The 19,344-nt window shown below is 66.1% G+C and carries 21 protein-coding genes and 1 pseudogene; 14 read left to right on the top strand and 8 right to left on the bottom strand.

Going from position 1 to position 19,344, the window contains the following annotated elements:
* The first annotated feature begins 43 nt into the window (after positions 1-43).
* The 4 genes from ACCQ13_RS12535 (at position 44) to ACCQ13_RS12520 (ending at position 3,483) form a co-directional block, all read left to right on the top strand.
* A complete protein-coding gene (locus ACCQ13_RS12535) occupies positions 44-1,135 on the top strand; it encodes a DUF3616 domain-containing protein (RefSeq protein ID WP_104605233.1) in 1,092 nt (363 codons plus the stop codon).
* 69 nt (positions 1,136-1,204) lie between these two features.
* Entirely contained in the window at positions 1,205-2,608 is a 1,404-nt protein-coding gene (gene gltX / locus ACCQ13_RS12530; RefSeq protein ID WP_159407279.1) for a glutamate--tRNA ligase, read from the top strand.
* A gap of 13 nt (positions 2,609-2,621) precedes the next feature.
* Entirely contained in the window at positions 2,622-3,128 is a 507-nt protein-coding gene (locus ACCQ13_RS12525; RefSeq protein ID WP_104605237.1) for a transcriptional repressor, read from the top strand.
* Positions 3,129-3,279: 151 nt separating this feature from the next.
* Entirely contained in the window at positions 3,280-3,483 is a 204-nt protein-coding gene (locus ACCQ13_RS12520; RefSeq protein WP_104605239.1) for a hypothetical protein, read from the top strand.
* Positions 3,484-3,594: 111 nt separating this feature from the next.
* On the opposite strand, the gene ACCQ13_RS12515 is transcribed toward ACCQ13_RS12520, so the two are convergent.
* Complete coding sequence (locus ACCQ13_RS12515) at positions 3,595-5,661, bottom strand: TonB-dependent receptor (RefSeq protein WP_104605241.1); 2,067 nt, start codon at positions 5,659-5,661, stop codon at positions 3,595-3,597.
* 161 nt (positions 5,662-5,822) lie between these two features.
* On the opposite strand from ACCQ13_RS12515, the gene ACCQ13_RS12510 reads away from it, so the two are divergent.
* The 5 genes from ACCQ13_RS12510 (at position 5,823) to ACCQ13_RS12490 (ending at position 8,021) form a co-directional block, all read left to right on the top strand.
* Positions 5,823-6,239: a MerC domain-containing protein gene (locus ACCQ13_RS12510; RefSeq protein ID WP_104605243.1), complete on the top strand. Its 417-nt coding sequence runs from the start codon at positions 5,823-5,825 to the stop codon at positions 6,237-6,239.
* A 154-nt stretch (positions 6,240-6,393) separates the two neighbouring features.
* Positions 6,394-6,576: a 30S ribosomal protein THX gene (locus ACCQ13_RS12505; protein ID WP_003487537.1), complete on the top strand. Its 183-nt coding sequence runs from the start codon at positions 6,394-6,396 to the stop codon at positions 6,574-6,576.
* Between the two features lie 302 nt (positions 6,577-6,878).
* Complete coding sequence (locus tag ACCQ13_RS12500) at positions 6,879-7,202, top strand: type II toxin-antitoxin system RelE/ParE family toxin (protein WP_104605245.1); 324 nt, start codon at positions 6,879-6,881, stop codon at positions 7,200-7,202.
* On the top strand, positions 7,199-7,540 hold the full coding sequence (locus ACCQ13_RS12495) for an addiction module antidote protein (RefSeq protein WP_104605247.1): 342 nt from the start codon (positions 7,199-7,201) through the stop codon (positions 7,538-7,540). The genes ACCQ13_RS12500 and ACCQ13_RS12495 overlap by 4 nt, the downstream gene beginning before the upstream one ends.
* 40 nt (positions 7,541-7,580) lie before the next feature.
* Positions 7,581-8,021 (top strand): TIGR02391 family protein, encoded by a 441-nt coding sequence (locus ACCQ13_RS12490; protein WP_223214323.1) that lies wholly within the window; start codon positions 7,581-7,583, stop codon positions 8,019-8,021.
* On the opposite strand, the gene ACCQ13_RS12485 is transcribed toward ACCQ13_RS12490, so the two are convergent.
* Positions 7,990-8,571 carry a hypothetical protein gene (locus tag ACCQ13_RS12485; protein ID WP_208800368.1) on the bottom strand — a complete coding sequence of 194 codons (582 nt, stop codon included), beginning with the start codon at positions 8,569-8,571 and terminating at the stop codon, positions 7,990-7,992. The genes ACCQ13_RS12490 and ACCQ13_RS12485 overlap by 32 nt on opposite strands.
* 247 nt (positions 8,572-8,818) lie before the next feature.
* Here ACCQ13_RS12485 and ACCQ13_RS12480 point away from each other — a divergent pair, with 247 nt between their 5' ends.
* Complete coding sequence (locus ACCQ13_RS12480; protein ID WP_159406429.1) at positions 8,819-9,937, top strand: ISL3 family transposase; 1,119 nt, start codon at positions 8,819-8,821, stop codon at positions 9,935-9,937.
* Here ACCQ13_RS12480 and ACCQ13_RS12475 read toward each other — a convergent pair.
* The 5 genes from ACCQ13_RS12475 to ACCQ13_RS12455 all read right to left on the bottom strand — a co-directional run bounded on the left by ACCQ13_RS12475 (position 9,905) and on the right by ACCQ13_RS12455 (position 15,887).
* Positions 9,905-10,786 (bottom strand): AAA family ATPase, encoded by an 882-nt coding sequence (locus ACCQ13_RS12475; RefSeq protein WP_274391960.1) that lies wholly within the window; start codon positions 10,784-10,786, stop codon positions 9,905-9,907. The two genes, ACCQ13_RS12480 and ACCQ13_RS12475, sit on opposite strands and share 33 nt — an antisense overlap.
* A 381-nt stretch (positions 10,787-11,167) precedes the next feature.
* On the bottom strand, positions 11,168-12,502 hold the full coding sequence (locus ACCQ13_RS12470; protein ID WP_159407278.1) for a chloride channel protein: 1,335 nt from the start codon (positions 12,500-12,502) through the stop codon (positions 11,168-11,170).
* A 34-nt stretch (positions 12,503-12,536) separates the two neighbouring features.
* Entirely contained in the window at positions 12,537-13,844 is a 1,308-nt protein-coding gene (locus tag ACCQ13_RS12465) for an alkaline phosphatase family protein (protein ID WP_159407277.1), read from the bottom strand.
* Between the two features lie 91 nt (positions 13,845-13,935).
* Positions 13,936-14,427 (bottom strand): methylated-DNA--[protein]-cysteine S-methyltransferase, encoded by a 492-nt coding sequence (locus ACCQ13_RS12460; RefSeq protein ID WP_159407276.1) that lies wholly within the window; start codon positions 14,425-14,427, stop codon positions 13,936-13,938.
* The gene (locus tag ACCQ13_RS12455) at positions 14,424-15,887 is read right to left on the bottom strand and encodes an AlkA N-terminal domain-containing protein (protein WP_159407275.1); all 1,464 of its coding nucleotides are present in this window, start codon (positions 15,885-15,887) and stop codon (positions 14,424-14,426) included. Before ACCQ13_RS12455 ends, ACCQ13_RS12460 begins: the two co-directional genes overlap by 4 nt.
* Positions 15,888-16,034: 147 nt before the next feature.
* Here ACCQ13_RS12455 and ACCQ13_RS12450 point away from each other — a divergent pair, with 147 nt between their 5' ends.
* The 4 genes and pseudogenes from ACCQ13_RS12450 (at position 16,035) to ACCQ13_RS12435 (ending at position 18,860) form a co-directional block, all read left to right on the top strand.
* Positions 16,035-17,216 carry a COG3904 family protein gene (locus ACCQ13_RS12450; protein ID WP_159407274.1) on the top strand — a complete coding sequence of 394 codons (1,182 nt, stop codon included), beginning with the start codon at positions 16,035-16,037 and terminating at the stop codon, positions 17,214-17,216.
* A gap of 75 nt (positions 17,217-17,291) precedes the next feature.
* Positions 17,292-17,546: a hypothetical protein gene (locus tag ACCQ13_RS12445; protein ID WP_104603935.1), complete on the top strand. Its 255-nt coding sequence runs from the start codon at positions 17,292-17,294 to the stop codon at positions 17,544-17,546.
* A 334-nt stretch (positions 17,547-17,880) separates the two neighbouring features.
* On the top strand, positions 17,881-18,444 hold the full coding sequence (locus ACCQ13_RS12440) for a DUF4019 domain-containing protein (RefSeq protein ID WP_104603934.1): 564 nt from the start codon (positions 17,881-17,883) through the stop codon (positions 18,442-18,444).
* A 25-nt stretch (positions 18,445-18,469) separates the two neighbouring features.
* Positions 18,470-18,860, top strand: a pseudogene (locus ACCQ13_RS12435) (MAPEG family protein).
* A 149-nt stretch (positions 18,861-19,009) separates the two neighbouring features.
* Here ACCQ13_RS12435 and ACCQ13_RS12430 read toward each other — a convergent pair.
* The gene (locus ACCQ13_RS12430) at positions 19,010-19,252 is read right to left on the bottom strand and encodes an RNA-binding S4 domain-containing protein (protein WP_104603932.1); all 243 of its coding nucleotides are present in this window, start codon (positions 19,250-19,252) and stop codon (positions 19,010-19,012) included.
* Positions 19,253-19,344 lie beyond the last annotated feature (92 nt).

Raw genomic sequence — 19,344 nt, 5'->3', positions numbered from 1 at the left:
GTGTACTGGCGACCATCTCCAGCACGGTCGTTCACCCGCTCCCATGGCCAAGAAAACCCTGATTCCGCATAGCGTCCGGCTTGAGTTCACGCCGGGCGCGCTGGTGCACAGCAATCTTTCCGGCGCGGCGTTCACCGACGACTGGCTGTGGGTCGCCGGCGACGAAGCCTGCGCGGTGGACCGGTTGCGCAGGCTGCCGCCCGGCCAGCGCGAGCGCTTGCGCTTCGGCGAGGGGCAGAGTTTTCCGCTGGCCGAGCTGCTGGACCTGCCCGGCCAAGACGCCGAGGAGGCCGACCTGGAAGGCATGGCGCTGTCCGATGGGTATCTGTGGGTGGTCGGTTCGCATGGGTTGAAGCGCAAGAACGCCAAGCCCGGCCGCGACGATGCCGACAACGCCAAGCGCCTGACCAAGCTCAAGCTCGACGCCAACCGCCGTCTGCTGGCCTGCCTGCCGATCGAACGCGACGACGACGGCACGCCGCGGCTGGTGCGCGAGACCGCCGACGGCCGCCGCGCGTTGCGGCTCAAGGGCGATGCCAAGCACAACCAGCTCACCGAACTGCTGGCCGACGACCCGCATTTCGGTCCGTTCCTGACGATTCCCGGCAAGGACAACGGCTTCGACATCGAGGGCATCGTGGTCGACGGCCAACGCCTGCTGCTGGGCCTGCGTGGGCCGGTGCTGCGTGGCTGGTCGGCCTTGCTGGAGATCGCGGTGGAAGCGCATGGCGACCATCTGCGCCTGGCACCGCTGGACGAGGACGGCACCCTGTTGCGCAAGCACTTCCTGCAACTGGGCGGGCTGGGCGTGCGTGATCTGCATTATTCCGGCGACGATCTCTACCTGCTGGCCGGGCCGACCATGGTGTTGAACGGCGAGATCCGCCTGTTCAAATGGCCGGACGCCCGCCAGCAACTGGCCGCCAATCGCGCGCCGGTGCGCTTCCAGCACACCCTGCTGGAATCGGCGGTGTTGCCGCACGGCAAAGACAGCGACCGCGCCGAGGCGATCTGCAACCTGCCGCCGCAGCTGGCCGGCAGGACGCCCAGCTGGCTGGTGCTGTACGACGCGCCCGGCCCCGCGCGCAGCGGTGGCGAGTGCGTGGTGTACGGCGACCTGTTGCGCAACCGCTGAACCGGCGGGCCGGGCAGGGCCGCGCTGCGCAAGGTAAAATCGGCCCAGTCCCGTTTCGCCGAGCGCTCCATGACCTGCCGCACCCGCTTTGCCCCCAGCCCCACCGGTTACCTGCATATCGGCGGTGCCCGCACCGCGTTGTATTGCTGGCTGGAGGCACGTCGTCGCGGCGGGCAGTTCGTGCTGCGCATCGAAGACACCGACCGCGAACGCAGCACCCAGGCGGCCATCGATGCCATCCTGGAAGCGATGGACTGGCTGGGACTGGACTACGACGAAGGCCCGGTCTACCAGACCCAGCGCGTCGCCCGCTACCAGGAAGTGGCCGAGCAGCTGCTGGCGCAGGGCAAGGCCTATTACGCCTACGAAACCCGCGAAGAGCTCGATGCCATGCGCGAGGCCGCGATGGCCAAACAGGAAAAGCCGCGCTACAACGGCGCTGCCCGCGAGCAGCAGCTGGCGTACCGCGACGACCCCAATCGCGTCATCCGCTTCAAGAATCCGCTGGACGGCAGCGTGGTCTTCGACGACCTCATCAAGGGCCGCATCGAGATCGCCAACAGCGAGCTCGACGATATGGTGATCTTCCGCCCGGACGGCTACCCCACCTACAACTTCGCGGTGGTGGTGGACGACTGGGACATGGGCATCACAGAGGTGATCCGCGGCGACGACCACATCAACAACACCCCGCGCCAGATCAACATCTACACAGCGCTGGGTGCGCCGGTGCCGCGTTTCGGCCACATGCCGATGATCCTGGACGAGCAGGGCGCCAAGCTCTCCAAGCGCACCGGCGCGGCCGACGTGATGCAGTACAAGGACGCCGGCTACCTGCCGCATGCCTTGATCAACTACCTGGCCCGCCTGGGCTGGTCGCATGGCGACCAGGAGCTGTTCAGCCGCCAGGAGCTGTTGGACCTGTTCGACATTACCGATGTCAATTCCAAGGCCGCGCGGCTGGACATGGCCAAGCTCGGCTGGGTCAATCAGCATTATCTGAAAACCGACGACCCGGCCAGCATCGCGCCGCAGCTGGAATACCAGCTGGGCAAGCTGGGCATCGACGTGGCCAACGGCCCGGCCGCCGCCGACGTGGTGGTGGCGCTGCGCGAGCGCGTGCAGACCCTCAAGGACATGGCCGAAAAAGCCGTGGTCTGGTACCAGCCGCTGGAGGTCTACGACGCAGCGGCGGTCATCAAACACCTGAAGCTGGGCGCCGAAGTGCCGCTGGGCAAGGCGCGCGAGCTGCTGGCGGCGCAGCGCGAATGGACCGTGGAAAGCGTCTCGGCAGCGCTGCACGAGGCCGCCGCGGCGCTGGAGCTGGGCATGGGCAAGGTGGCCCAGCCACTGCGCGTGGCCATCACCGGCACCCAGGTCAGCCCGGATATTTCGCAGACGGTGTACCTGGCCGGCCGCGAGGGTGCCTTGAAACGCATCGATGCGGCACTCATCAAGATCGGAGCGGCCTGACGCCGGAGCCTGTATGACCAAGCACACCCACACGCAGGACCATGCCTGCACCGAGCCGCATCACCACGTCGACGACGCCAACGGTTTCGTGCGCGCGGTGGAGCGTGCCTGCAGCGAACGCGGCCTGCGGCTGACGCCGATCCGCGCCAACGTGCTGCGGCTGATTGCCGATGCCGGCAAGCCGGTCAAGGCCTACGAACTGCTGGACTGGGTGCGCGAAGGCAAGGGCGTGGGCGCCGATGCCCCGCCCACCGTCTACCGCGCGCTGGATTTCCTGATGGCCAACGGGTTCGTGCACAAGCTCGAATCGGTCAACGCCTTCGTCGCCTGCCATCACCCCAACAGCGCCCAGCACTCGGTGCCGTTCCTGATCTGCGACCGCTGCCATAGCGCGGTGGAGCTGGAAGACCGCGACGTGGTCTCGCAACTGGACGCCCGCGCCAAGGCACTGGGATTCCAGCCGCAGGCGCAGACGCTGGAAGTGCATGGCCTGTGCGCCAAGTGCGCGGTGGCAAAGTAACTCACGCGCCTGGCTGCAGGCCGGGCGGGAGCCTGCCTGCCAGATGGTGGCGGCATGAAGCGCCACCACCGGTGGCATCGGGAATGGGCACCCTCTGGCCGCTCACGCGCGCCGCGTATCATGGTCGCGAACCCAGTCACCGCACGCGTCCATGCCCGTCAAACCTTTGCCATTCTCGACCCCTAGCAGCCCGGCGCAGTGGCAACAGCTCCAAGCCGCCGCTGCCGCCGAGCTTGCCCGGCGCACCGCGCAGGCGCACCTGCAGATCCTGGGCATCTTGCGCACGCACGGGCACCTGTTGAGCGCTGCGCAGCGGCGCAGCCTGCACAAGCGCCTGCAGCGCGGCAGGCGCTGATCGTCGATCCCGTTGCTGAAGGATGGTCGTTGCCAAGGGCGAATGCGCCGCGATGAAAAAGGCCGCCCGAAGGCGGCCTCGCTTCTAGTCGGCGGGGGAGAGAGTCCGCCGTCAGAAGAACATGCGCACGCCAAAGGAGGCGCTGCGGCCCGGGAGCATCACATCGTCCTTGAGGAACGAGGTATGCACGCGGGCGTCCTGGTTGGTGAGGTTGTTGCCGTCCAGGAACACTTCCCAGGCATTGCTGCCATGGTCCACGTGGTAGGCCAGGTGCGCATCGACGAAGGTGTAGCCGTCGGTCGGGGTTTCGTTCACCGCCACCTTGTCCTGTTTCATCGTGCGGGTGGCGCCCACTGCGGCGCGCCACTGTTCGGCATCCCAGCGTAGCTGCGCACCGAACCGGCCTGGCGCGATGCGCGGCAGGTTGCCGCCGTCCTTCAAGCGTGCCTGCACGGTATCCCCGAACATGCGCAGGTCCCAGGCACCGGTGTCGTTGTTGGCCAGGTGGAAAGTGGCTTCGCCTTCGAAGCCGTGGAAGACCGCATCGGCCTGCGTCCACTGGCGGATCGGCAGGAAGTCGTTGTCTTCTTCGTTGAACCATTGGTTGCCGGTGTCGACGATGTAGACGAAATCGTCGTAGCGGTTGTAGTACGCCGCCACCTTGGCATCCACCCAGTCGTTCTGGAAGTTCAGGCCCAGCTCGGCCTGGTTGGCCTTCTCGGTCTTCAGGTTGGCATCGCCGATCTCGAAGGCGAGGGTGGCGATATGCGGACCATTGGCGAAGAGTTCCTCTTCGGCCGGCGCGCGCTCGGCGTGGTCCAGGTTGGCTGTGAGGCGCCACTGCTCGTTGAAGCGGAAGCCGCCGCTGGCCGAGAAGCTGGTGGGGGTGAAGTCGCGGTCCACGCCGATGTCGGTCTGGTACTTGACCTTGTCCACGCGTGCGCCCACTTCGGCGGTCACCCGCTCCCAGCTGTTGCGCGCCACGGCGAAGGCGCCCAGCGAGCGGGTATCGGTCTTGGGAACGAAGGATTCTTCACCGATCGCCTGGAAGGTGGTGTCGCTGCCCTGCAGGCCGAACGCGGTCTGCCAACCGCCGCCAAAGGTGAAGGATGCTTCCACGCGGCCCTCGTTGGCGCGCTTGGAGAACACGGTGCCTACTTCGTCGCCTTCGAATTCGGTATGCGCGTAGTCGGTGTGGCCGAAGCTGTAGCGCAGCGCGCTGCCGTCGCCCCACGGGTCGGTCAGCCCGCCCTTGAGGTCGTAGCGATCCTGCTGCAGCTTCAACGACACGCCGCGCTCGCCGATCGAGGGGTCGCCCGGTTCGCCCGGATTGCCGTAGTTGTCGCGGAAGCGCGAGGCCGACAAGCCCACGAAGCCCCAATCGCCGGCCAGCGATGCACCGATCGAGCCCACCTTGGAGTCGATCCAGCTGTTGAGCTGGCGTCCGCGCGGGGTGTCGTAGTCGTTCTGGTTGCGGTACACGCCGTCGGCATGGATCGACAGCCCGCTGCCGTTGCCGGCATCGACGCGGAACATATCGGTGTTGCCGTCCTTGTCGCCGCCGTCGAAACGCACTTCGGCGCGGCCGTTGAAGCCGTCCACCGGGGTCTCGGCAATGCGCCCGTCGACCACGTTGACCACGCCGCCGATCGCGCCGGAGCCGTACAACAGCGTGGACGGACCCTTGAGCACTTCGATCTGGTTGGCCAGGAATGGCTCGATGGCCGGCGAGTGGTCCTGGCTGACGGTGGACACGTCCTGGGTGGACAGGCCGTCGCGCAGCACCGCCACGCGCGGACCGTCCAGGCCACGGATGATCGGCCGGCCGACACCAGGGCCGAAGTTGGAACTCTGCACGCCGGGCAGGCTGGCCACGGTTTCGCCCAGGCTGGAGGTGCGCACCTCATCCAGACGCGCGCCGGCCAGCACCTCGACCGGGCGGCTCAGCTCGCCGGCCGCGTCGCGCAGCGGGCTGGCGGTGACCACCACCTTGTCCAGGTCCTTGATATGGCGCCCGCTGGACGGCGAGGCGTCATGCCGGTTGTCCGAATCTGGAGGCGTCTGCGGGTCGGCGGGCAGCGGGCCCTCCGCGGCCGTGGCCAGGACGGGAAGCAGCACGCTGGCCAGGGCCAACGCAAGCGTGGAACGGCGAAGGGAAGAGGCAACACTCAGGGGCATGGTGGACCGGACTCGATGATGGTGACCGTGGAGCAATGGAATGGCGCAGCGGAACTGCGGCGCCGACGGCAGGCATCGCACGGGCGTGATGCACCGGTGCGAGGCTGGAACAAACAAGATGTTATATTATTCTAAATCGTCGTGATCCCCTGCTGAAAGTCATGTCCCTGCCAACGCTCCGCCATCTGCTTGATCGCTTCGGTGCCACCGGTTCGCTGCTGTGCGCGGTGCATTGCGCGCTGTTGCCGCTGGTGCTCGCGTTGGCGCCGTCACTTGGCCTGTCGTTCTGGCTGGGCGAAAGCGTCGAACTGGCCATCGTGGTGTTCGTGACCCTGCTTGGGCTGTTCAGCCTGGTGCTGGGGTATCGCCGCCATCGCGCCCTGCACGCGCTGGCCCTGCTGCTGCCTGGCCTGGCGATGCTGTGGCTGGGCCTGCTGTATGACCCGTTGCACCATTCGGTGGTACCGCATGCGGTGGTGATGACCCTGGGCGGCGCGCTGGTGGGCATTGCCCATCTGGTCAACCTGCGCTTGAACCACAGCCATTCCCACGTGCACGACGCGCGCTGCGCGCATTGATCGCGTCCACCTTGGCGACGCCGTGCGGGTGCGGGCTGCGCGCGCGCAGGCCGACGTGATAGGCTTGCCGGCCTTGCGCGAGGGCGCCGCCGGCGCAGCCTCGCCAGACCCGTGCCAGCACGGGGCTTTGTTTTCACATTCAGGAGTCGACGAAATGGGTAAGGGTGACCGTAAGACCGCCAAGGGCAAGCGCTACAACGCCAGCTACGGCAATTCGCGTTCGCACGCGGTGAGCAAGGTTGTCGTGGGTGCGGCTGCCCCGGTTGCCAAGAAGGGCGTGGTTAAGGCTCCGGCCAAGAAGGCTGTGGCCAAGAAGACCGTTGCCAAGGCCAGCTGAGTCCAGCCCACTTGCGACTTGAGAAACGCGGCGCTTGCGCCGCGTTTTTTTATGTCAGCACGACTCTAGAGAAGAACCTTGCGTGAAATTCACAGAGGATCACGCCGAGCAGCGCAACAGGCCCAGCAGTGGCGAACCGACGCAAGAACGTAGCGTCGCAGCGTGATGTAGCGTCGCAGCGTGATAAGGATGTCACCGTATGAATTGGCGCATGTCACCAACCCAGCGACACCGACCGGGCTTGCATCATGAAAAGTCCATCTTGATGTTTGTGATTTATAAGTCACAATGGAGGCCGGGTCATGTTTGAGGTCCGGCGATACCAACGGGCCGATGCTGCGGTTCCGCTGACCGACTGGCTGGCTGATCTTCGGGACGCGCGGGCTCGGGCCAAGCTGGAGATCCGTTTTCGGCGGGTGTCCCTGGGCATTTTGGGCGACATCAAGCCGGTCGGCGAAGGTGTCCTGGAACTGCGTGAAGACATCGGCCCTGGCTATCGGGTGTACATCGGCCGACACGGATCGGCGCTGGTCATCCTGCTGTGCGGTGGCGACAAGCGCTCACAGGGTGCGGACATCCAACGAGCCAAGGAATATTGGCTGGACTGGAAACGGAGAAATACATGAGCAATCGCAAACATGCCGCCTCGGTCTCTCATAGCGAGGCCACGATTGCCGAACTGCGTGCTGATCGAGGCTTCGCGCTGGAGTATCTGAAATCCGCGCTCGAAGAGCTGGACAATCCGGAGCATCGCGCCGCCGGACTGCTCGCGCTGCGCGACGTGGCAGAAGCCTACGGCGGACTGGCGACCGTCGCCCAGGAGGCGGGCATCACGCGTGAAGCGCTCTATCGAGCGCTGTCGCCGACGGGGAACCCGACGCTCAAGACCTTGCTGGCCGTGCTGCATGCGGTCGGTATGCGCCTGTCCGTTGCGCCTGCCGAGCCCATCGTGTCACACGCCTGAAGCCCTGGATTGCGTGCGGACCCTGTACACATGGTTCGTATTGAACGCTTCAGTCCCCAACATATGGAAGCTGCTGAACGAGAACTACTTTCATGCCGTCTTTGAGTCGGACAAGGGCGTTGCCGAGCGATTGCGTTTGATGTCCGGCCTCGCGACGGACGGAGTGGAATTGGTGAATCGCGCGCGCTCCACGCAAAATCCGATCTTGGTTCTCGGCTCGCTCGCCATCGAATCCGACAAGAGCGAGCAGAAAGGTTTCGCCAATCTATTGGTGGGCCTCTTCGGCGCTGTGCGCAACCCGCTAGCGCACGCGCCCAAAACCAACTGGCCTATGTTCCAGCGGGATGCGCTGGATATTCTGACGCTGGTGTCACTCATTCATCGCAAGCTGGATCGACCCCTGGAGACCGGCGCGGCGCGGCGGTTTGATCTTACGTTGAACGAATGCTTCAAGGCGGCTTCACCGCTGCGGGTGCCGTAACGGAAACTGCGCCGGCCTTACGCTTTCTTGCTGTCTCCCCGCTACGCTTGTCGATCTGTGCTCGCCACGTCTCCAACGCCATGATGTCGGTAAGTAGTTCATCGGGCTCGGGAATGGCGACGCCACCCAATAGCGCCTTGTCATGTGCATAGTTCGAACACTTCGTCATGCCCGCGTGTACTTGCGCATAGTCACCGTCTTCGACAACGACACCTGCCAAGCGCTGCGTTTCCACACCTTTGCGGAAGCGCAGAATGACCTCGCGCAGCAGCACCTCCTCGACCGCACGCTCCCATGCCATACGCAGCCGGAAATACGCATCGACGGTTTGCCTCCTGTGCTCCCGTTCTTCACCATCCTTGTGTAGTTTGGCGATGGATTGGTGCTGGGCTTTCAGAACGCCGATCCGCTTGCTCGCATTCTTGCCCTCAAATGGCAGTTCCGGATCGGCGATACCGAATCCCTCGGTACGCCGAGTCAGACTTTGTGTGGCAATCGCAGCGCCGGCCAGCTTTGCTTCCTCCGCAAGCAGGCATAGAAAATGGCTCATCGCGGATTCGTGTGGGTGCCTTGAGGCCCCTGAATCTGCGTTGAGCCTTGGAAACAGGCCCTTTCCACCGTCCCAGAAGGTGGTACATCCTGTGCTGACTTCTTGACGCGGTGTTCTGCATGAAAACGGGCCGTCGGCTGAGTGAGTTGTTTTCCTTCCCTGGCTTCGCGGCGGAGTCCACGCTCAAGGGCGTGTTCGGCGCCCCGAAGGCGCGGATCGTGACCTTGCGGCGCCGAAAAAAACGGCCGTGTGTTCCAACTGTGGCCATCGGTGTCGCAGCCGCTACGACAAGCGCCTGTGCCGCGCCCGCGACTTGCGGGCGGCCGGCTGGATGCTGTTCGTGGAGTTTGAGCGCTGGCGGGTCGATTGCCCGGGGTGCGGCGGCGTGCACGTAGAGCGGCTGGACTGGCTGGCCAAGAATCCGCGCTACACCGAGCGATTCGCCCTGCATGTGGGCAATCTGTGCCGGAGCATGACGCACAAGGCCGTGGCTGAGCTGGAGCGCCTGCACGACAGCACGGTCAAGGAGCTGTCCAAGCTGTACATGGCCGAGCAGGTGCGCCGGGCGGGGACGCCGGCGCCGCGCGCCATCGGCATCGACGAGATCGCGATCCACAAGGGCCATGACTACCGCGTTGTGGTCAGCGATCTGGAGCGCGGCCGACCGATCTGGTTCGGCGGCAGTGGGCGCACCGAGGCGGACATCGACCAGTTCTTCGCCGAATTGGGCCCAAAACGTAGCGCCGGCATCGACGTGGCGGTGATGGACATGTGGCGGCCGTTTCGCAACTCGGTGGGCAAGAACGCGCCCAACGCCAGCATCGTGTTCGACAAATTCCACATCATGCGCCACCTGTCCGACGCGCTCGATCAGGTGCGGCGCGACGAGTACAAGCGCCTTCAAGGCCAGGATCGCAGTTACATCAAGGGCCAGCGTTACACCCTGCTGAGCAATCGCGAAAACCTTACCCTGGACGGTCGGAAGGCGCTCGCCAAGCTGCTGGCGGCCAACAAACGTCTGAACACGGCGTACCTGCTGAAAGAGTCCTTCGGGCAGCTGTGGAGCTACCGCACCGAGCGAGGTGCACGGGAGTTCTTCGAGCGCTGGAAGCAGAGTCTGCGCTGGCAGCGGCTGGCGCCCTACCAGACGTTCGTGGGGATGATCGAGCGGCACTGGGACGGCATCGCGGCGTACTGCAGGCCGGAGAACAAGGTCAGCCTCGGCTTGGTGGAAGGGCTCAACAACAAGATCCGGGTCATCCAGCGCAGCGCCTACGGCTATCGCGACGAGGAGTTCCTGAGGCTCAAGATCATCGCCAGCTTCCTGCCCGCGCTACCCGAAAATGCTCGATTGCACCCACAGTGATCCGCGAAGATCCAGACTTTTGTCGAGCGCGACGTGGTGTGCCAGCTCTTCAGGTGTCAACGTAGCCAGCGCGTCTATCTGGGCTGTCGTTGTCTTGGCAGACAGTGATGAGATCAACTTGCCTACGGGTGTGTCGCCCTGAAGCGGCGCGAACGCTGTGAGGTCAGCGGCGGACTGAGCATGCTCGTTTTCGAGCGAAGCCTTCAATTGCTTGCAAACCTTGGCTAGTCCTTCAAACACGTCGAGCCCATAGGGGACGTAGGAAAAATCATCTTCGCTGTCGAGGTAGGCGCGTGCGCAGCGCGAATCGAAGATTGCGAAAGACGACAGCTCAGGTGGCGAGGCCTTCCCATATGTCCAATACGTATCTTTTGCGACACCGTTCACGGTAATCTCAAAAGCGGCCTCCGGAGCGCCCGCCTTGCCGGCCGGAAGATTGGCGTTTGGATGGATGGCTTCCATCTGATCGCGGGCTCGGCAGGCGCGCTTGAGCACGCGTGAGTATCCCGACTTACCTGAACCATTGTCGCCGTATATCACCGTCATTCCGGTGGGGCTGAACGGCAGATGCTGATTCTCTGCAATCGCATTGACATGGCGCATGTTCTTCATCGCGAGCAGTTCGACGTGCGTCGTTACCTTCAAGGGCGCGGGAACCTGATCGGCCGTTAACGGCTTGGGCTTCCTGCCCTTGAGATCAGGGATGCCGTGTGTCGCTTTCAGCAGTGCGAATAAATCGTCCTGATCCTCGGCCGTCAGCGTCTGCTTCGCCAGCAGACGAGCGACTGCATCGCTTTGCCATGTGGCGAGTCCCTGGGTCCAGCCCAGTATTTCCTGCATTATCGACATGAGTCTCCTACAGTCCTTGTCATTGATTTTGTTCTTCGGCTGCACTTACGAACACGGCCACCGAACTGCATGCTGCAGCAGGCATGACGAAACATTCAGAAACATTATGACGTTCCGGCGTTACGTTGTCAGGCTCTCGGGCTTTACTCCGTACTGGCTGCGCCCTTCACGAGCGAATCCATCTGGCTTCGATTCTTCACGCTTCCGAACCTCGCTCTGTTTTAGTCCTTCGCGCTGAGCTTGCATTGGGGCCGTGGAGCGAGGGGTGAGAGAACAACATGCATGAGGTAGATGCAGAGCATCGTTTTTACGGTAGAGGCGGGCGCCCGCGCTTGCCCTCGGAGGCGTACGCTGGAATCAGGCCCGCCGATGCGGGCTTGGTCAGCGCTCGCCGTGGGCAGGCGAGGCGGAGCCCGGTGCAGGCGCCAGCAACTGCTCGGCTAGCCCGCGATAGATCGGCGTCTTGCACACCAGGCCGGACACCGCGCGGGCGATCAGCACCGTGGCCAGGATCGGCAGCAGCATCTGTCCGGTATCGGTGAGTTCCAGCGAAATCACCGCCGAGGTCAGCGGCGCCTGGGTCACCCCGGCCAGGTAGGCGCACATGCCCAGCAGCACGAAGGTGCGCGGGTCCACGCCCGGCATCAGCACCGACAGGTTGTGGCCGATGCCGGCACCCACCGCCAGGGCGGGTGAGAACAGACCGCCCGGGATGCCCGCCAGGTACGAGACCAGATTGGCGAGGAGCTTCATCAGGCCGAATTCGTGACCGACCACCGCATGCCCCTGCACCAGGCTGCGCGCCTGTTCGTAGCCGGTGCCGAAGGCGCCTTGCCCGACTACCAGCGCCAGCCCGACCAGCACCACGCCGCACAGGGCGGCAAGCAGCACCGGGTGCCGTTGACGCAGTGCGCCCAACCAGCGCGGTTTGCCGCTGACGCTGGCCAGCACCAGCCGGGCGAAGATGCCGCCGAGCAGGCCGGCCACGCTGCCGCATAACGCAATCGCCAGCCATGCATGGCCCAACGGCAGCGCCACCGCCACCTTGCCGAAATACGTGTAGCTGCCCAGCAGGCCCAACGACACCACGCCACCGACGATCACCGCAGTGAGCAAGGTGCCAGAGAAGCGGTGCTCGAAACGCCCGCTCAATTCCTCGATCGCAAACACCACACCGGCCAGCGGCGTGTTGAAGGCCGCCGCGATGCCTGCTGCGCCGCCAGCGAGCAAAAAGTGCGAAAGCTCGCGCGGATCGTGGAAGCCAAACCAGCGCCCGAACAGATGCATCAGGCTGGCGCCGACATGCACGGTGGGGCCTTCGCGACCCACCGAGGCGCCGCCCAGCAGCGATAGGCTGGTCAAGGCGAGCTTGCCGACCGATACGCGCAGCGACAGGTTGGTGTCGCGAAATGCCGGGTCCGGATGCTCCAGCGCGGCGATGACCTGCGGGATGCCGCTGCCGCGGGTAGGCCGCAAGGCGCCGGAGGTGAGCCAGGCGAGCAGGGCGAAGATGCCCGGGGTCAGCAGCATCGCCCACCAGATCGAGTGCGCGGTGATGCGCTGGAACAGATGGAAGGCGGCATCGCTGGCCTTGGCGAACACGATCGCCACCAGCGCTACCGCGATCGCGCCGCCCCACAGTGCAGCGCGGCGACGCCAGCCTTCGCTGGACAACAATGGCCGCAGGCGGTGCGGCAATGGGGCAGGAGCAGACATCACCTCATTGTCGCACCCACACGCGGTAGCGGGGTCAACGCGCGGCTGGTGGTGGCACGCGCAATGCCGGCAGCAGCGTGGCCGGGTTGCCGTCGTTAGGCGCGGCGGGGATGCCGAGCAGCCGCGTCATCAGCGGATACACATCCACGTTGTCGAAGCCCGGCAAGGTCTTGCCTTTCGCCAGATCCGGGCCTTGCGCCAGGAACACCGCCCGCATCGATGGCAGCGCCGGGTCGAAGCCGTGCGAGCCGCGCATGCCCTGTGGCGGGCGCTTGGCCAGCTTGTCCGGGAACAAAGCATCCCAGCCTTCGTGCATCTGGCACACGATGGGCGCAATGCGCGGGTGCGTGCCGTAATGCCAGCGCGCCGGCAGCTGCATCTTGCGCCAGCAGTCGTAGTGCGCATGCGCGCCGAGCAGGTGCGCTTCGGCCTTGGCCTGCTGCCCGGGCAGTGGCACGAAGCCGATCACCTGGCCGTCGGTAGTGGCCGTGGCAAGCTCGGGCGGCGCCATGGCTTCCACGCTGATGGCATGGCCCGGCGGCACCTCGGCCATGCCGTGGTCGGAGACCACGATGATATTGGTGCGCGCGCGGGTGCCGTCGCGCTGCATGCCGTCCAGCAGCCTGCCGATGGCTGCATCCACCGCGCGCACGGTGTCGGCATAGTCGCGCGATTCCGGGCCGTGGTCGTGGCCGGCCTCGTCCACCTGTTCGAAGTACAGCGTGACCAGGCGATTGCGCTGGGGCCGATCGGTGTTGAGCCAGCCGCGCACCATCTCCACGCGCGCCTCCAGGCTCACGCCTTCTTCGTAATGGCGCCACTGCGAGGGGCGCACGCCCTGGATCGCCGCTTCGCTGCCCGGCCATGACCAGGTGGCCGCACGCAGGCCGGCGCGCTCGGCGCCCACCCACAGCGGTTCGCCGCCCCACCAGCGCGCATCGCCCACTGCTTCCTGCTTGCTCAGCCAGAAGCCACCCAATACCGGGTCGCGCATGCTGTTATGCACGATGCCGTGGTGGTCGGGCCGCAGGCCGGTGATGAGCGTGTAGTGATTGGGAAACGTCAGCGCCGGGTACGCCGGCGTCATCCAGCGCGCACGCACGCCATCGCGCGCCAGCTGCGACAACGTGGGCGTGATGCCGCGATCGAGCATGTCCGCGCGCAGGCCATCGATGGAGATCAGCAGCAGGGTGTGCGGGGGATCGTTCGCTGCCGCGGTGGCGGCTGGCGGAGGCGGTGCGCTGACCGGGAGTGCCGGGGCGCTGTGTTGGAGGGGCTGGCTGGTACAGGCCGCGAGCAGGGCCGTGGCCGCTGCGGTCACCACAAGACGTCGGTCGATCATGCGGCCGAGTGTACGGTGCGGCGAGAACGTCGCGACGTCATTGCGAACCTGCTGCGGGGACATCGGCGAACAGATCGTCGGCGCGTGCAGCCTACCGTGGCGACCAGCCTTCCAGCTGCAACAAGGCCTGCTTGGTCGGCAGGCCACCGCCGAAACCGGTCAACGCCCCATTGGCGCCGATCACGCGATGGCAGGGCAACACGATCGGCAGTGGATTGCGTCCGTTGGCCGCGCCCACTGCGCGGCTGGCAGCGGGGCGGCCCACCGCCTGCGCCAGCTGCGCATAGCTCCAGGTCTGGCCGAACGGAATCTGCGCCAGCGTGTGCCAGACCTCGCGCTGGAAGGGTGTGCCCACCGGTGCCAGCGGCAGGTCGAAATGGCGTCGCCCGCCATGCAGGTAATCGAGCAATTGCTCACGCGCCTGGCGCACCAGCGCAGCGCCCGGGTTGTGCACCCAGCGGGCGCGTCCGGTGGCGTCGTAACGGTTCTGTGCGAACAGGATATGGCGCACGCCGGCCTGGTCGGCGGCCACGGTCAGCGTGCCGATCGGCGACGGAAAAAAGTCGTAATGGACGGTGCTCATGGACGGGATTCCTTGCGGTCGGCGGCGAGATGCCACAGGTGCAGCACGGCGTAGGCGCGCCACGGGCGCCAGGCCTGCGAGCGCGCCTCGGTGGCGCGCTCGCTCAGCCGCAGCGGCGCGCCGAGCACCTGTTGCAGGATCAGGTCGCCGGCCGGAAACGCGTCCGGATGCGAGAGCGCACGCATGGCGATGTAGTGCGCCGTCCACGGCCCGATACCGGGCAGGGCGACGCAGGCGGCGACGAACTCGGACAGACGCTGGCCGGCGCCGAAGTGCAGCCGGCCCTGCGCGCAGGCCACGGCCAGTGCGCGCAGCGTGGCGGCGCGTGCGCCCGGCAGCCCGAGCTGTTCCAGCGGCGCCTCGGCCAGTTGCTCAGGTGTGGGAAAACTGCGATCCAGCCCTGGCGGCATCTCGGCATGCCGGCCGCCATGCCGCTCCACCAGCCGCGCCGCCAGCGTGGCCGCGCCGGCTACGCTGATCTGCTGACCCAGCACCGCACGTACCGCGGTCTCGAAGCCATCCCAGCCGCCGGGCACGCGCAGGCCGGGCCGGCGTTCGATCGCCTCGGCCAGCAGCGGCTCGGCCGCAAGCGTGGCGTGCACCGCATGCAGGTCCGCATCCAGATCGAACACGCGGCGCACCCGGCGCACGATCTGCGGAATCCGGCGCGGGTCGGTGGCGCCGATGCGCAGCAGCAGTTCTGCGCGCTGCGGCGCCGGCGCGACCTCGATCAAGCTGGCGTGGCCGGGCGGGCCGATCACCCGCCGATAGCGGCCGCCATCGACCTGCTCGATCCCCAGGATCGCCCGGCGCTGCAGAAATGCCAGCATCGCCGGCCAGTCCAGGGGGGGGCGATAGCTCAGGCGCAGCGTGAGTTCGCCGCCCGGCACCTCGGCGCGCTGCTTGCGCAACGCCGACGGCGGCATCCCGCAGCCTTCCAGGAACGCCGCATTGAACCGACGCAGGCTGTTGAAGCCGGCCGCCAGCGCAACTTCGGTCACCGGCAAGGCGGTTTCGGTGAGCAATTGCTTGGCCAGCAGCAGCCGACGCGTGCCGTGCACCTGGATCGGCGTGGCGCCAAGGTGTTGCACGAACTGCCGTTGCAACTGCCGCGCGCTAACGCCCACCGCATCGGCCAGGCGCTGCACCGGCTGCTCCTGCAGCACGCCTTCGGCGATCATCGCCAGGGCGCGTTGCACGCTCTCTTCGCCCAGGTGCTGCTGCGCCTGCGGCGACAGCTCCGGCCGGCAGCGCAGGCACGGCCGATAGCCGGCCGCGCTGGCCGCCGCAGCCGTGGGGTAATAACTGACGTTGGCCGGCTTCGGCGCCGGCGCCGGGCACACCGGACGGCAATAGATCCCGGTGCTGCGCACGGCGGTGAAGAACAGCCCGTCAAAGCGCGCATCGCGCGCCAGGCGGGCGCGGTCGCATTGGGTCCGGTCGGGCGTGAGCGTCTGCATGGCGCCAGTCTATGCCCTGGCCACCGCACCGGCTGGCCGTTTTCGGACGGGGTTGCGCAAGCGGGTGCATGTTCATGGCGCGGTCAAATCCTTGATCGCTTCAGCCATAGACTGAAGGTGATCTCCGTCGCGCTCCCACACTCGTCCATGCTCAAATCGTTTTGTCTGTCACTTGCCTGCGTGTTCCTGCTGGTTGCCTGCGACCGCGGCGGTACGTGGGCCGATGCTGCCGGGGCGCAACAGACCGCAGCGGCGCAGGTCGGCGACGGCGACCACATGGTGTCGGTGGATACGCCCGAACCGGTTCCGCCGCCGCGCCCGCGTGCGCAGGCCGGCGAGGCGGGATGGCCACAGGCGGAACTGGAAGCGGGCCAGGCCTGGATCAGCTGTGTCACCAATTACGGCAAGGAAGCCGGCGATGGCACCTTGCTACCGGCGCTGGACCGGGCCAGCGTGGAGGCGGCATTGTCGCCGTGCCGCGAGACCGGCCTGGTGCGGGTGCGCTATACGGGCAAGATCAACGCTGGTTTCGCGGCGCTGGTGTGGCGGCTGGCCGCCGTGGCAGAGCAGTGGACGTTGCCGCATCGCATCCTGGATCTGGATTCCAGTGGCGGCCAGGTGGAGGCAGCGATCCGCGCCGGCGACACCATCGGCGAATCCAACTGGACCATCTGGGTACGCGAAGGCTCGATCTGCCATAGCGCCTGCGTGTTCGTGCTGGCGGCCGGCGACAACCGCCTGGTGGCCGGCAAGGTGGGCATCCACCGGATGATGCGGATCAGCTCGAAGGCGACGTCACGGGCAGAACTCAATCGCGAGCTGCGCGAGGTCTATGGCAACGTCAAGGAGTATCTGGAGCGTAACGGCGTGGCGGTAGCAGTGGCCGACCTCATGATGACGGTGCCCAATCGCAGCCTGCGCCTGCTCACCATGGAAGAGCTGCGCGAATACGGCCTGGACGGAACCAATGCCGTGCAGGACGATCTGGAACGCATCCGCCAGATGCGCAAGTGCGGCGATGCGTTCGTGCGCCGCAAGGACGCGTTTCTGGTGGCGTTCGACCAGCAGTGCAAAGGCGAGGGCGCGGATCTGGATGCGGTCAACGCCTGCGGTCTGGCTTTGAAGCAGCGCTTCGGTTTTCCGGATGCGGCCTGCCCGGAAGAAAGCCCGCTGGCCGAAACCGATGCGGCGGCCCTGCCGGTGGCACCGGTGCTCGATGCGCAGGACGGCACGCCGACCGACGCCACGCCGCCGCTCGCGCCGGCCGCCGACCCGGCCGGGGATGCTGCGCAGGCCGATGCGTCAGCGCCTGCGCCTGCCGACGGTTGAGGCCGCTGCAGCTTTCACGCGTATCGCACTGCGCGCTGCCTATGGTCGCCGCATACAACCGGGTTAGGGGGGCGTATGCGAGGCAAGACCAAAGGCGTTTTACTGGCGTACCTGCCATCGGCGTTGCTGGTGCTGGTGGGTTTTGGCGTTGCCGAACTGCTGCGCCTGGCTGCCGAGGCCATGCATGCGCAATGGCCAGCGACGCTGGGGATGTGGCTGAGCCTGGCGGCGTTGGTTGCGGCCATTGCGCGTGCGTTCTGGGTGAGCTGGCGGCTGTGGCGGCCGCGCGGGGCGACGGCGGTACCGCCGGCTCCTGGTGGCGAGGTTTAGGGCGGCTGCCACAACGACGACGCAGGCCACGGTGCGGCGGGTGCTTGGTACCGCCACTTGTCACCCATACATGCCGGTTCTTGTGCGCTGTTTATCCACCTGACGACTGATGGCGAGGTTTTACCGGCCACGCTTGGATACCTCCACCGGCATCTCCGCTTTATAGTGCTGCGGACGCATTCTTCCTTCGATCAGCGATCTTCGTGGTGTATCGCTGATTGCAGGTGAATCGCACTCGCTGCTTGTTTTGCACAGGTCGCGGCATAGACTGCGCCACTGGCCGCATGCAGTGCGGCTCACCTCTTCCATCCGATCCAGTACAAGGTGCTTGTCAATGCGTCGTTCTTGTTTGCTTGTTGCGCTGGTGTTCGTTCCAGCGCTGCTGTTCGCGCAACAGCCGCAGCCTTCCAATCGCGCCGCCACCGCAGCCGCAGCGCAACCGGCACCTGCTGCGCGCACTGCGACTGCGGCGGCGCAACCAGCGGCTGTGGCACCGGCGCTGAGCCCCGCGCAACAGGCACAGGTGGCCAAGCAGGACATCGAAATGACCCAGGCCGCCTTGCGCGTGGCGCAAATGGTCGACACCGACAAGGCTGCCGCGATCTGGGACGGCGCCTCCCGCGTGGCCAAGACCGCAGTCAAGCGCGATGCCTTCGTGGCCCAGTTGGGCGGCGAGCGCGCGCGCCTGGGTGCGGTCGTCGGTCGCGGCCAGAGCTCGGTGACGCGGGTGAAATACGGCCCTGGTGCACAGGTGCCCGAAGGGCTGTACGTCAACGTCAGTTTCCCGACCCGATTCGCCAATGCGCAGCAGCCGGTACGCGAACTGGTGTCCTTCCGTCTGGACGAGGACAAGACCTGGCGTGTTGCCGGCTACAGTTTGCGTACGGCGGTGAAGTGATGCGGCAGCCGACCAGGAGACCCGTATGCAACTGACGATCGAATTGCAGATGCTGGGCTGGGCCATGGTGCTCGGCCTGGTGCAGCTGCTGGCCGCCTCGGCCAGCATGACCGCCCAGCGCGGCACCAAATGGAATGCGAGCGCACGCGATGGCGATGCCAAGCCACTGACCGGTGTGGCGGCCCGCCTGGACCGCGCATTGCGCAACTATCTGGAAACCTTTCCGATCTTCGCGGCCGCAGTGCTGGCGGTGAGCATGGCGGGGCGCACCAGTGCAGACACCGCCCTGGCCGTGCAGCTGTACCTGTGGGCGCGCGTGGCCTACGTGCCGGCCTATGCGGTATCTGCGCAGTGCGATCTGGGTGGTGTCGTTCTGGGGCATCGTCAAGCTGGTGCGTGCGCTGTTGGGTCTCTGAGACGGCGCCGGCTGCGATGACGGCGCTGCCTTGCCAAGGCTGGCTGCGCGGCTAAATTGCTGCGCATCTCATCCGGCGCGGCGCCTGAGCGATGTAGCCCGCTCTGCCGCTGCCGCCGCGGGGGGGGCATTTGCAGGTCCGGGGCGTGTTCATTGGCCGGGTTCGGCGTCCAGGTCCATCGCCATCACGCGGATCTCCACATCGTCCAGCTGCACCACCTGGCCGGGCCGGATCTTGGCGGTCTTGCGCAGTTCTTGCGCGCCATCCACGCGCACCACGCCGCTGGCGACCAGCGCCTTGCCCTGGCCGCCGCTGTCGGCAAGGCCGGCCAGCTTGAGCAACTGGTGGAGCTCGATGTACTCGCCGTCGATGTCGAATTCCAGGATTTGCATGCTGCGCTCGTTGACCAAAGAGGGCGATTATCGGCCGGCTACGGTCGGCAATACCATCGTGGTGATGCAGTCGCAGGCCAGTGATGCTGGTG

The organism is Xanthomonas sp. NCPPB 1638 (genome assembly GCF_041475635.2).
Lineage (GTDB): Bacteria > Pseudomonadota > Gammaproteobacteria > Xanthomonadales > Xanthomonadaceae > Xanthomonas > Xanthomonas cucurbitae.
The sequence above is the reverse complement of the archived record's forward strand: the minus strand, read 5'-3'. Positions and strand labels throughout refer to the sequence as shown.